Source organism: Lachnospiraceae bacterium KGMB03038, assembly GCA_007361935.1.
Taxonomy (GTDB): Bacteria; Bacillota; Clostridia; order Lachnospirales; family Lachnospiraceae; genus Massilistercora.
In genome coordinates this window covers 1,357,104-1,369,475 of the sequence record CP041667.1, presented here as the reverse complement: position 1 = coordinate 1,369,475, position 12,372 = coordinate 1,357,104, and the positions used below count along the sequence as shown (strand labels likewise).

Below are 12,372 nucleotides of genomic sequence, written 5' to 3'. Positions count from 1 at the left end.
TGCTCAAAACTCAAAGGTTTTCTTCTTCCGCGGAAACCTGCGGCTCCTCTCCTCCATCAAAAGACTGACAAGCGCCGTCTTCCCCTGTTTTAAAGCGGTCTCTATCCCGATCTCAAAAGCCGCTTCCTCCAGCAGGCCTCCATCCATTAAAAGACGCAGCCCGTCCAGTTCTTCCTTGTCCACCAAAAACGCGGCCGCCTGCCCTCCATGCTCTCTTAAAAAGGTCTCGTACTCTTCCTTTGCCTTCTTAGAAAGCCCTACCGGGAACAAAAGTCTTTGAATGGCAAGCTCCGTCACCGTTTCCGGCGTCTCTTCCGCTACCGCCCTTGGAAGCAGGGCATCATATTTGGGGAAATCCAGTTTCCGGTCATAGAAGCACTGACGGTAGTATCCCCCCGCTCCGTGGTGGCTGGTGTATAAAAGCCGGGCCGGCGTATTCTCCACCGCCTCTTCATAGTGCTCCGGGAACAACACCTTCGCCACTTCTATCTTCCCCTCTGCCCGGTGATAATAAAGAGTCGCCCGAATCGCGAACCGCACTTCGTCCAAAATCGATTTTAAAGCCGACTGTTCTCCCCGCCTCAGGTGGATTTCAATCTGCCCCGGCCTGCAGCCTGTCAAAGCTCCGCCGCCGATTTCTAAAATCCCATCTGACAGCGTCAGTTTCGCAAGATTCCGGCAGCGGTAGAAGGCGTACCGGCCAATCCTGCATACGCCGTCCGGCAGATGGAGCTCCTGTATCCTTTCAGCCTTCAGCTTCTCTTGCTTTCCTTCTTGTCCCCACACCAGATCTTCCGGGGATTCCCCGCCCTCTGAAAACGCGTACGCCCCAATAGCGGTCACCGGCTGTCCTTCGATCCGCTCTGGAAGGAATACGCGGCCATCTTCCCCATAACAAGCGGTGATCCGTATCCCGCCGTTCTCTTTCTGATAATGGATCTCTGGGTAAGAAATGATCATGTCTGTCTTTCTTTCGATCACAGTTCCTTCATCCTTTTTGTACATTTATTCAATGGTCACGCCCTGGTAAAACAAGGTCAGGATCTTTCGATAGTCCATCCCCTGTTTCGCCATCTCATTCGCCCCGTTCTGGCTCATCCCAATACCATGTCCAAAACCTCCGCCTTGAATCACAAACAGATCCCCGGATTTCTCAATCGTAAAAAAAGCGCTGGGCAGAAGTTCCGAACTCGCGGCCACAGATCCGTCTTGCTTTGTGATCTCATAGCCTTCTCCCCCAAGAGCCCTGCGGATCTTATTTTCCGTCTCTACAGTGACGCGTCCTTTCTCGCCTGACACCTGGATCTCCAGCGCCACATTTCCCGGTCCTCGTCTTGTCACCTGGATCTCACTTACCGTTCCAATATCCGTGCCTGTATTCAGCCCGATCAGATTCGATAAGGTCTGTACAGGAATCCTGGCTTCCCACCGGTACCAGGGAAGATCCTTTTCATAGTCGCCATTTTCCCCGCAGACCTCCACAGACTGCAGATAAGCATTTTCTTTGCTTGGCGCGGTCCCCCACGCTTCTGCGCTGGTTGTATGACCGCAGGAGGTAGAATAATAATAGGTGGTCACCACTTTTCCCTCATAACGCACTGTCTCTCCTGCCGTGGCCTCCACCGCCTCCTGGGCGCTTTCTGCCGGCGCTGAATTTCCATACACCTGATAAGCCGTACTGTCATTGACATGAGCCTCATATTCCGGGTATCCGTAACTTTCTATCTGGCGGTAGGCATAGCTTCTGGCGCACACCGCCTGGGCTTTCAAAGCTTCCAGTTCATAGGAGGATGGCATCTCACTTGGCACCACGCCGCACAGATAGGTTTCTACAGGAAGCTCGTTGATCAGCACCAGGCCTTCCGCCGTCGTCCGAAGTTCGATCACTCCCGCGTAAGAAGGAGTCCCATATCCCCGGTTCAAGGTCTCTACCGTAACCTTTCCCTCCTTTGCCCAAACCCGGACCGCTCCTTTTTGAAACCGCTCATCATCCGGTTCGATCGTAAGTTTCCCCTCCGCTTCCTCCTCCTGGTCTCCCCAGAAGACCACCAGCCCGCTGTCTGAAGACAGTACTGCCTTTGGATGAGTTTCATTTTGATATCCGTCCGTCATAAGCAGCACCCGGATATTTGGATTTTCATTCCCTGTCTCTTCTCTTGTCTGGGGAGTCTTATTTTTTTCCCTTTCTTTCCCCAGTTCTTCCGCCGTCTGAGGCAGCCAGCGCGCCGCCAGAACGATCAGAAACACACTGGCCAGAATAGAGCCGCACAACCAGAGCTTCCGCCGCTTGGTCTGTCTTCTGGCGCCGCTTATGTACCCTCTGCGCCTCTGGGGTTTTCTAGAGTATCTATATGAAGTACGTTTTCTTTTCATAGTAAAATCCTTGTCCGCTTTTCTAAATCTATATTCCTCCTGTGGTAAAAAAAGAACTTGGCCCGCTCTTTGCCAACTCTTTTTGATTATACCATTTTTCTTTAAAAAAGAAATAGGGGCACAGGATTTTCCTGTGCCCCGCGGCTGTCCCCACTCTATTCTACTCTCCCATATAAGCGGCCGCGATTTCTTCTGAAACCACCTCGCGTATCTCCTCATAGACAGGTTCGCATGCCTCGATCATCGCCGCTTTTGTTTCCTCGTCCAGGCTTAAGATCTGAGTCCCGCTTTCCTCGATCTCCCGGATACGTTCCGCGATCCTTTCATCGGAAGCCTCTCGCGCGTATGACTGCGCAGACTCCTGCGCTTTTCGCAGGATCTCCTGGTCCTCGTCGGAAAGACTGGCGTAGAATCCCTCATTGACGATCAGCGAGATCAGATGTGGAAGATGGTTCGTCTCTACCACATAGTCCTGCTGTTCATAAAGCCGATTGGACACAATAACTTCATACGGGTTCTCCTGGGCATCGATCGTATTCTGCTGCAGGCCGATGTAAACCTCGCTGAAATTCATCGGAGTAGGATTGGCCCCCAGCGCCTTCCAGAATTCCAGATGATACTGGTTCTCCATCGTCCGTATCTTCTGCCCCGCAAAGTCCTCGAAGGATTCCGCCTTCTGATTCGTCGACATCACGCGAAAGCCCTGGTCCGCGAAGCCAAGGAGCTCATATCCGGCTTCCCGGTAGGACCGGCGGATGAGATCCAGGAATTCCGGCTCATCGATCGTCTCTCTTACTTCCTCCAGGCTGTCAAACACACAGGGGCTGTCGAAAACTGCCGTATCCGGAATGAAGTTGACCTGAGGGGCCGTATTCTGCACGACAAAGGGGATATCCCCGTCGTAACAGCTCTCTAAGAGTTCCCGGTCTCCGCCCAGCACACTGTTGGGATAGATCTGGATCTCAATCCGCCCGCCGCTTAAACGGTCTACTTCTTCCGCAAATTTCTCCGCGTAGATCTGCGTCACCGTATCCTCCGGACTTGCGGTGGCCAAAGGGTACGCGTATGTCTGTTCTTCCTGGTCTGCCGCGCATCCCGCCAGGATTCCGGCGGACAAAGAGACCAGAAGCGCGTATTTCCATCTCTTCATATTTCCTCCAAAGTTGAAACTACAATAGTATCAGGCTGACAGCCGGCACAAACGTGATCACCAGAAGCGCCAGCAGAAAATATCCGATCATCGGCACTGCCTTTCCGGCAATCTCCATCACCGGAATATCTGACAGCGAAGACGCCACGAACAGATTGACCCCAATAGGCGGTGTCACAAAACCAATGGCCAGATTCACCACCATGATGATCCCAAAATGGATAGGATCTACTCCCACTTCCGTCACGATCGGAAGCAGGATCAGGATCGCCGGGGTCGTATCCATGATCATCCCTACCGCCAGAAGGAACCCGTTGATGACCAGCAGAAGAATCACCGGGTCTGCAACATGGCTTAAAATCCAGTCGCTGACTCCCTGGGGCACCTGCAGGAGCGTAAGCACCCTGGAAAAGGCCACCGATGCCGCCAGGATAAACAGAATCGGCGTATAAGTACGGATCCCTTCCACCAGGATCCCCCAGATATCTCCCACGGAAATGCTTTTATACACAAACAGACTGATGAACAGCGCATAGAATACAGAGATCACCGCCGCTTCCGTAGGGGAGGCGATGCCTGCGTAGATGCATCCCAGGATGATCACCGGACTTAGCAGCGCCAACGCGCTTTCCCTCAGGACACAGAGGAACCCTTTCTCTCTGAGAGCGCCTACCAACTCCTGCTTTTTCTTCTCATCCTCCCCATGCTTTTTACAGTAAAACACCGCATACATCATCAATAAGAGGCTGATAAAAATACCCGGGACGATCCCCGCCACAAACAGGTCGCTTACAGATGCGCCGGAGGCAATTCCGTACATGATAAAGGGAATACTGGGCGGGATGATCACACCCAGCCCTCCCGCCACCGCCACGATCGCCGTGGAAAAGGTCTTATCATAACCCATACGGATCAGGATCGGGATCGTCATACTTCCCACCGCCGCCACCGTGGCTGGACCGGAACCGGAAATAGCCCTGTAAAACAGACAGGTAACGATCACCGCGCAGGGCAGCCCAGCCGTCCGCTTCCCCATGAAATACGCAAATACATGAAATAATTTCTCCGAAATCCCTCCTTTTGCCATAAGGATCCCCGACAGCGCGAACATCGGTACCGCCAGCAGCGGAAAGCTGTCCAGTCCTCCCAGCATGGAGCGGACGACAAACGTCCCGCTTGCCGCAAAGGAAGAATCCAGTATCCCCGGCAGGACGGATGCCGCCGAAAGGGAAATGGAAACCGGAATCGCAATGACCAGACAGACTATAAATACAAGAAATACAATAACAGTCGGCATGATCTACTCCTTTCCCCGCACAGCCCGGAACTCCACGATCCATCTCTGCAGCACCCGGACAGCGGCAAGAAGGAACCCCAAAAGCGGCGCCGCCTGCACCGCGTACATAGGAAGTCCCAGGGCCGGGCTCGTCTGCCCGCTTGCGATGGCCGTATGGAAATACTTCCACGCGCAGGGGATCAGATAGAAAAACAGGATCAGTTCCAGCGTGTGATTCACCACTTTAAAGAGGGCTTTCCCCCTCTTTGGAAACAATGCCACAAATTGTTCGATCTTGATCGAGATACACTTCTTCGTACAATAGCTGACGCTTAAGAAGCCGGCCCAGATAAAGAGATATCTGGTCAGTTCCTCAGACCAGGTAAGAGACATGCCAAGCGCATATCTGGAAAACACCTGGATCCCCATGATCACCGTCATAGCCGCCAGGAGGAACACCATCAGACATTCCTCCAGGTTCTGGTCCAGCCACCGCAATCCTTTTTTCATAGAGCACCTCACTTTTCCGCTGCCTCAACTATAAGCTTTCATGCAGAAGTCCAAGCACTGTCTTTAATTCCTCCACTCCCATCTGTCCTGGGGCGGAAGCTTTTCCTGCCGCCCCAAACGTCAGCGCTGAGCCAAACACCTCGCCGCACAGTCGGCTGATAACGCCGGTTCCTCCCATAGACATGGTGATGATCGGCCGGTCCGCGTATTCTTCAGCCATTTCCCGGGTAGCGGCAAGCAGTGTCAGGACATCTTTCTTATTCCGGGGCATGACAGCGATCTTAGGAATATCCGCTCCCAGCTGCTGCATCTTGCAAAGGCGGGATAGGATCTCCTCTTTATCCGGGGTTTTCTGGAAATCATGATTGGAAGCCACCACCTTCACTCCACAGGCATGGGCTGTTTCAATAATCTCCTGAACTTCCTTTTCCCCAGTAAACAGTTCCACATCTACCAGGTCGATCAATCCTGTTTTGATGGCGTTCTTATTCAGTTCCGCATAGGCAGCCGTCTCGATTTCCTTCTCCCCGCCTTCCTTAGCGGTCCGAAAGGTAAAGAGAAGGGGGATGTCTCCCAAAGCCTTCCGAAGCCCCTTTGCCGTCTCTTCTGTCTGATCCGCGTCAAAAATATCCGCATACCAATCTACGCGCCATTCTGCCACATCCGCGCCAAGATCCAGGATTTTTTCCCCCGCTTCCAAGATTTCCTCCCTTGTTGTCCCTACGATAGGTACGCAGACTTTCGGGATACCCTCCCCGATTTTTACATTTCTCACCACTACTGGTCTCATTTTTTATTTCCTCCTTTTTCTTACTGCCGTCCGGGACTTTCCACGGCAGCCAGCAATTTTTCATATCTCAGGTTTACAAATAAAGCAAGAAGCACACCGATCACAGTGATCGCCAGATTCATCACGATCACATTCTCCGCGGACATCTTGGAAGCCGCGCTCAGAATGGTGTAGTTGCACAAACTGGACGCGATCATGACAAGGCTGGTGATCGTCCCTTTGATCTTGGGGAACAGATCATTGACTGTGGCTGTTGCCATCTGAAGTACGCCTCCCGCCGCAGAGTAGCCGATCACAAACGCCCCTATATTGCAGATCATCGGTGTCCGTATCAGATACACTAAGATCAGCATGACCAGGGAGATCGCCGGATAGATTACCAGGAATCTTACCTGCCGGAATTTGACGATCAGAATGCTGGTGATCACCAGAGCCGCCATAGTCCCGGCTGAATAATACGTCTGCATGATAGAAACCGAGGCGGAAGGAATACCAGCCACTTCCGTCCCGAAGGTCTGGGCGCAGTTCAGCCAGAGCTGGAAGGTAGCCGTACTGGTAAACCCGATCAGGATCAGCGCCGCGCTTTCCAGGGAGAAATGCGCGTTCTTGAGATTATCGATAAAGGACTCCGACTTCTCATTTTCTGGCTTGGCGGGCAATGGGGCAAAAAGAGCCAGGATCCCCAGTACCGCGATGGCGATCCCCGACACCAGCGGAAGCGCCAGATAAGACATCTGTGTCCCTGCCGCCACTCCCAAGAAAAATGGCATCAGAAGCTGGGCGATCGAGATAAAGAATTTGATCCCCATAGTCGCGATTCCGGTATAGCGGTAAATGATCTCTGTGACTGCCGGATAGGTCGCCGTATCCAGGAACGAATTAGCGATCCCTCCCAGGACTGCCGCCACATAGGCAAACTGCATATTGGGGGAAAATGTGATCCCTGCAAAGAAGATCACATAGGAGGCCACACCGATCAGCACGGAGAGCTTCCTCCCCAATTTGTCTGAGACCGGGCCGGCAAAGGGAAGAGAGATCAATCGGCCAAGACCCAGGGCCGCCGCCACAGAAGTGACCGTCATAACATCCGAGAGCCCCCACTGACTTACCAGCTCTTCCTTCACCACCTGCTGGCTTAAGATGGAGCACCCGATCCCGTGGATAAAATAATTCAGATATAAGATCAACGCGCTTGGTATGTATTTCTTTTCCACACTTACTCTCCTTTTCTATTCGTATCTGATGTCTAGGATTTCCTTCATATAGTCAATGGGCATAGGCTGGCCTGTCCACAGCTCGAAGGCCGCTGAGCCCTGGAACAGCATCATGCCAAGGCCGTTCATCGTTTTACATCCCACTTCTTTCGCCATCTTAAGAAGCGCCGTCTCTCTTGGGAAATAAACCACGTCCGTCACGATCAGGTCTGGTCTTAGGAAAGATTTGTCCGGGATATAGGTCTGACCTTCCAGAGGCTTCATCCCTACCCCTGTAGCGTTGGCAAACAGATAACTATCCTCGATCTCTTCCTTCAACTTTCCAAGGTCCTCCAGATCGTACAAAGCCGCTTTACATTCTGTCTTTTCGTTGATCTTGCGGACCGTCTCCTTCGCGTTTTCCCAGAACTTATCCTTCTGATTAAAGATAGATATCTCTTTCACTCCATCCAAGGCCGCCTGGATCTCGATCGCTGTGGCGGCTCCCCCCGCGCCCACGATCGTCATCTTTTTTCCGATCACATCAATCTGATTATCCTGAAGAGCCTTCATATATCCAACTCCATCTGTAATATGGCCGGTCAGTACGCCATCGTCATTGACGATCGTGTTGACCGCTCCGCACATCTGGGCTGCCGGGGAAAGCTTGTCCAGATATTTATGGACTACTGTTTTATTCGGCATAGATACATTAGAACCTCTCATTTTTAACGCGCGAAGCCCTGTGATCGCATCCTCCAGGGTTTCATTATCTACCTCAAACGCAAGATAGGCGTAATCAAGCCCTAATTTCGCAAACGCTTCATTCTGCATCGCCGGCGAGCTGGAATGACGGATAGGATACGCCATCAGCCCGATCAACTCTGTGTGACCTGTAATTCTCTCTGACATCGTTTTGTCCTCCATTTTTGTTTGTTAATTAATAAACAACCTCTTACCGTCATTATATCCTATCCGCTATGATAGTTCTAATATATCTTTTAATTATTTTTGATAGTTTTTTATTATCATTTATGTTATACTTTGCACAAAGGAGGCGCATACCATGACTTTAAACCAACTCATATATTTTCAGACCATCGCCAAGCTCTCCCACTTCCGCCAGGCGGCGGCCAAGCTGAATCTCTCCCAGCCTTCCCTCAGCCGTTCTATCTCCGCTTTAGAGGAAGAACTGGGCATTATCCTATTTGAACGGCAGGGCAGGAACGTCCGCCTTACCAAATATGGCCGCATATTTCTGGAGCATGTTGACAAGATCCTCCAGGATGTAGAAACCGCCAAATCCCAGATGCGCCAGCTCGCCGGCGGCGAAGGCCGGATTGATATTGCCTATGTGTTCCCGCTGGCCGGACGCTATATTCCCCACATGGTCCGCCGTTTTCTCAGCCAGCGGTCTTATCAGGACATCTCTTTTGGCTTTCACCAGCTGCACACCGACGCGCTGATCGAGGGTCTGAAAAAGGAACGGTTTGACCTGATCTTCTGTTCTTATGTAGAGAACGAGCCGGATATCCAATTTATTCCTATTATCCGCCAAAAAATGGTCGTCATCGCCCCCCAAGGCCATCCGATCACGCAAAAAGAGAACCTGATCCTCCGCGATCTTAACGATTACCCGTTGATCGGATACGACAAGACCTCCGGTCTTGGAAAATTTACAAACCGTCTTTATGCCTCCCATCATCTGACGCCGGATATCATCTGTGAGTCTCCTGACGAGAATGCCATATCCGCTCTGGTCGAGGAGAATTTTGGCATTGCTCTGGTGGCCGATGTAGATGCCATCCGCGAAAGGAATGTCCAGATCCTGTCTCTGTCTGATGTCACGTTAGTCCATACCGTGTACCTGGCGCATATGAAGGACCGGTATCTGATCCCTGCTGTTAAAAATTTCATCCAGTTTATCCGAAAAGAATCTATGCCCTAACAATGGCACACTCTCTTTACGTACTCCGCGAATTTCTTTACTACCGGCGTCTCATAGTTATCTTTGGACCTGGCCATATAGACATATCTCCGGTACCGCGGCGACCGCAGTGCCAGCACGTCCACATTCAGCGTCTTTAAGATCGGAATGTCCGGCATGACGGCGATCCCAAAATTCTGCGCCACAAGTCCGGCCATGGAACCGTCCTCTTCAATCTCATAAGCAATCTTGGGTTTGATCTTTGCTGTCTCAAATAAACTTTCCACCACCGGCCTAAGTCCGCTGCTCTGGGTAAAAAAGATCTGAGGATAGGGGGCCGTCTCTTCCAGATCCACTTCCCCCCGGCCGGAAAGAGGATGCCCCTTTGGCACCACCACCGCCAGGGTTTCCCTTGCAACCGGAAAGAACTCGATCCCCGCTTCTTTCTCCGGCATCGAACAAAAAGCAAGATCAAAGGTTTCTTCTTTCAATCCTTTCAGCAATTCAGAAGTATTTCCCACTGTGAAATGAAACTGGATATCCAGTTCTTCATGGCTCCGAAGAAAATCCCCCACGATCCTTGGGACAAACTCGCTCCCCAGAGTATAGATGTATGCCAGATCGATACGTCCCTTCGTCTGCCCGGTCATACTTTTTGTCTTGCGGACTCCCAGTTCCAGCGTCTGAAGAGACTGCTCCACATAGTCCAGGAAAAACTTTCCATATTTTGTCAGCACAATATTCCTCCCTTTTTTCTGAAAGAGTTTTGTGCCCAGTTCCTGCTCCAGCATCGTCATAGCATAACTCAGAGACGGCTGGGAGATCTCCAATTCTTCCGCCGCCTTTGTATAATGCTCCAATCGGGCCAGCGTAACAAAATATTTCAACTGACTTAAATTCATCGAATCCCTCCTTTTATATAAAATAGCACAATTCATAGTCCATTTCTATAGATTTCCCATGATATATATATTTGTCCTCTGGTTTCTTTTCTCCTATAATGTGAGCAGAAAACAGATTGTTAATCAAATATCAAATCTGTCAGTAAACAACCTCTTTCCCTTTTTATTCACATATTTAGGAGGATTCTTATGAAAAACGAGTATAAACATATCTTTGAACCATTGACTATCCGGCGGATGACAATGAAAAACCGGATCATGATGACCCCCATGGGAACCAATTATGGGGAGCAGAGCGGAGAAATGAGTTTTCTCCATATTAATTACTACGAACAAAGAGCCAAAGGCGGAACCGGTCTCATTATGGTAGAAAACGCCAGTGTAGATTCCCCGGAGGGTTCCAACGGAACGACACATCTTCGAATCGACCACGACAACTACATCCCCCGTTTGTTTAAATTGACGGAGACGGTGCACAAACACGGCGCCTGCATTGGGATCCAGATCAACCACGCGGGCGCCTCTGCCCAATCCGTACGAACCAACATGCAGCCAGTATCCGCTTCCGATATTCCTTCCAAAGAAGGCGGCGATGTTCCCCGTCCTCTGAAGAAGGAAGAGATCCTGCGCATCGTCAAAAAATACGGTGAAGCGGCCAAAAGGGCGCAGATCGCGGGTTTTGACACGGTAGAGGTCCATGCCGGCCACTCCTACCTTCTTAGTCAGTTTCTCTCTCCTCTCACAAACCACAGGACTGATGAATTCGGAGGAACTCCAGAAAACCGGGCGCGTTTCGCCCGTATGGTCCTGGAGGAAGTCCGGGCGCAGGTAGGGCCTTTCTTTCCTGTTTTTGTGCGGATCAGCGCGGATGAATTTCTAGAAGGCGGCAACTCTCTGGAGGACACCCTGGACTATCTCCAGTATTTCCAGGAAGAGGCGGATGTGATCGACGTATCCGCGGGTCTGAATGGTTCCCTCCAGTACCAGATCGATGCCAACTATCTGCCGGATGGCTGGCGTTCCTACATGGCGAAAGCCGTAAAAGAAAAATATGGAAAGCTCTGCGTCACTACCGGAAATATCCGGGATCCCCACGTCGCGGAACGCATCCTGGCCCAAGGGGATGCGGACATCATTGGAATGGGCCGCGGTCTTATCGCGGATCCAGACTGGGTAAATAAAGTGGAATTTGGAGATATCTGCGATATCCGGAAATGCATTTCCTGCAACATCGGCTGCGCCGGAAACCGCATCGGCATCAACCGTCCCATCCGCTGTACGGTAAACCCAGCCGTGCCCACTGGAGAAGGATATAAAAAGCAAAAGATCTCCAAGCCGTGCAATGTAGCCGTCATCGGCGGAGGGACCGCCGGACTGGAAGCCGCCTGTACTGCCGCGGAAGTAGGCTGCACCACCTTCCTTATTGAAAAGAAACCTTATCTTGGCGGACTTGCGGCAGAAATTTCCAAAATCCCGGACAAAAAACGGCTGGCAGACTTCCCCAACTATTTGATCCATCGAGCGCAAAAACTCAAAAATCTATTTGTATTTACCGAAACAGATGCCACAGCCGACTTTGTAAAAAACCTGAAGCCTGACATTATCGTCAACTCCACTGGTTCCCTACCCCTGCTGCCCCCGATTCCCGGTCTCCATGAAAACCTGGGCAAAGAAGGAAGCCATGTATACTCCATCTTTGATATGATCTCTCAGATCAAGGATTACCCGAAAGACATGAAGGGAAAGAAAGTTGTTGTGATCGGCGGCGGAGCCGTTGGCCTTGATGTAGTGGAATTCTTTGCCCCTAAAGGAGCCCAGGTCTCTATTGTAGAGATGCTCCCCGCCATTGGGAACGGCATCGATCCAATCTCAAAGGTAGGTACTTTCACCTTAATGGAGAAATATGGTGTACGCCAGATGCCAAATACCGCGCTCAAGGAAGTACGCCCGGACTCTTTCCTGGTAGAGACCAAAGAAGGGCAGGAAGTACTGGACTTCGACTATGGCTTCGTCTGTCTGGGCATGAAAGCCAACGCCCCGGTGCTGGCTGATCTTAAAAAGACATTCGAGGATGATAATAAGGTAGAGATCGTTAATATAGGCGACAGCGTCCGCGCCAGAAGGATCATTGAAGGTACTGACGAAGGCCGCAATATCCTGAACACCTTGGAAAAGCACGGATACCTGTAAAACATTTTCTAACAGAAAGGGGCTGGAGCGCCAGCCGCTCCAGCCCCTTTGAAACACTTTC

11 protein-coding genes are annotated in these 12,372 nt (G+C 51.2%); 2 read left to right on the top strand and 9 right to left on the bottom strand.

The window, feature by feature from the left end; genetic code table 11:
• Positions 1-3: 3 nt before the first annotated feature.
• The 8 genes from FND36_06510 to FND36_06475 form a co-directional block, all read right to left on the bottom strand.
• The gene (locus tag FND36_06510; GenBank protein QDW75561.1) at positions 4-960 is read right to left on the bottom strand and encodes a leucine-rich repeat protein; all 957 of its coding nucleotides are present in this window, start codon (positions 958-960) and stop codon (positions 4-6) included.
• Between the two features lie 45 nt (positions 961-1,005).
• Positions 1,006-2,373, bottom strand: coding sequence for a SpoIID/LytB domain-containing protein (locus FND36_06505; protein ID QDW73716.1), 1,368 nt, complete (start codon positions 2,371-2,373; stop codon positions 1,006-1,008).
• Between the two features lie 160 nt (positions 2,374-2,533).
• A complete protein-coding gene (locus tag FND36_06500) occupies positions 2,534-3,523 on the bottom strand; it encodes a TRAP transporter substrate-binding protein (protein ID QDW73715.1) in 990 nt (329 codons plus the stop codon).
• A 19-nt stretch (positions 3,524-3,542) separates the two neighbouring features.
• The gene (locus tag FND36_06495; protein ID QDW73714.1) at positions 3,543-4,820 is read right to left on the bottom strand and encodes a TRAP transporter large permease; all 1,278 of its coding nucleotides are present in this window, start codon (positions 4,818-4,820) and stop codon (positions 3,543-3,545) included.
• Between the two features lie 3 nt (positions 4,821-4,823).
• A complete protein-coding gene (locus FND36_06490; GenBank protein QDW73713.1) occupies positions 4,824-5,309 on the bottom strand; it encodes a TRAP transporter small permease in 486 nt (161 codons plus the stop codon).
• Between the two features lie 28 nt (positions 5,310-5,337).
• On the bottom strand, positions 5,338-6,099 hold the full coding sequence (locus tag FND36_06485) for a type I 3-dehydroquinate dehydratase (protein ID QDW73712.1): 762 nt from the start codon (positions 6,097-6,099) through the stop codon (positions 5,338-5,340).
• Positions 6,100-6,119: 20 nt separating this feature from the next.
• Complete coding sequence (locus FND36_06480) at positions 6,120-7,313, bottom strand: MFS transporter (GenBank protein QDW73711.1); 1,194 nt, start codon at positions 7,311-7,313, stop codon at positions 6,120-6,122.
• Positions 7,314-7,328: 15 nt separating this feature from the next.
• Complete coding sequence (locus FND36_06475) at positions 7,329-8,204, bottom strand: shikimate dehydrogenase (GenBank protein QDW73710.1); 876 nt, start codon at positions 8,202-8,204, stop codon at positions 7,329-7,331.
• 154 nt (positions 8,205-8,358) lie between these two features.
• Between FND36_06475 and FND36_06470 the strand changes: the two genes are divergently transcribed.
• Entirely contained in the window at positions 8,359-9,240 is an 882-nt protein-coding gene (locus tag FND36_06470; GenBank protein QDW73709.1) for a LysR family transcriptional regulator, read from the top strand.
• On the opposite strand, the gene FND36_06465 is transcribed toward FND36_06470, so the two are convergent.
• Positions 9,237-10,121, bottom strand: a complete 885-nt coding sequence (locus FND36_06465) for a LysR family transcriptional regulator (protein ID QDW73708.1) — start codon at positions 10,119-10,121, stop codon at positions 9,237-9,239. The genes FND36_06470 and FND36_06465 overlap by 4 nt on opposite strands.
• 189 nt (positions 10,122-10,310) lie before the next feature.
• Here FND36_06465 and FND36_06460 point away from each other — a divergent pair, with 189 nt between their 5' ends.
• Positions 10,311-12,311: an FAD-dependent oxidoreductase gene (locus tag FND36_06460; protein ID QDW73707.1), complete on the top strand. Its 2,001-nt coding sequence runs from the start codon at positions 10,311-10,313 to the stop codon at positions 12,309-12,311.
• Positions 12,312-12,372: the final 61 nt, after the last annotated feature.

Bases quoted from the DNA above. Each gene is read 5' to 3' on its own strand.
- FND36_06460 (QDW73707.1), top strand. From the start codon at position 10,311: ATGAAAAACGAGTATAAACATATCTTTGAACCATTGACTATCCGGCGG.
- FND36_06495 (QDW73714.1), bottom strand. From the start codon at position 4,820: ATGCCGACTGTTATTGTATTTCTTGTATTTATAGTCTGTCTGGTCATT.
- FND36_06500 (QDW73715.1), bottom strand. From the start codon at position 3,523: ATGAAGAGATGGAAATACGCGCTTCTGGTCTCTTTGTCCGCCGGAATC.
- FND36_06470 (QDW73709.1), top strand. From the start codon at position 8,359: ATGACTTTAAACCAACTCATATATTTTCAGACCATCGCCAAGCTCTCC.
- FND36_06475 (QDW73710.1), bottom strand. From the start codon at position 8,204: ATGTCAGAGAGAATTACAGGTCACACAGAGTTGATCGGGCTGATGGCG.
- FND36_06510 (QDW75561.1), bottom strand. From the start codon at position 960: ATGATCATTTCTTACCCAGAGATCCATTATCAGAAAGAGAACGGCGGG.
- FND36_06485 (QDW73712.1), bottom strand. From the start codon at position 6,099: ATGAGACCAGTAGTGGTGAGAAATGTAAAAATCGGGGAGGGTATCCCG.
- FND36_06505 (QDW73716.1), bottom strand. From the start codon at position 2,373: ATGAAAAGAAAACGTACTTCATATAGATACTCTAGAAAACCCCAGAGG.
- FND36_06465 (QDW73708.1), bottom strand. From the start codon at position 10,121: ATGAATTTAAGTCAGTTGAAATATTTTGTTACGCTGGCCCGATTGGAG.
- FND36_06490 (QDW73713.1), bottom strand. From the start codon at position 5,309: ATGAAAAAAGGATTGCGGTGGCTGGACCAGAACCTGGAGGAATGTCTG.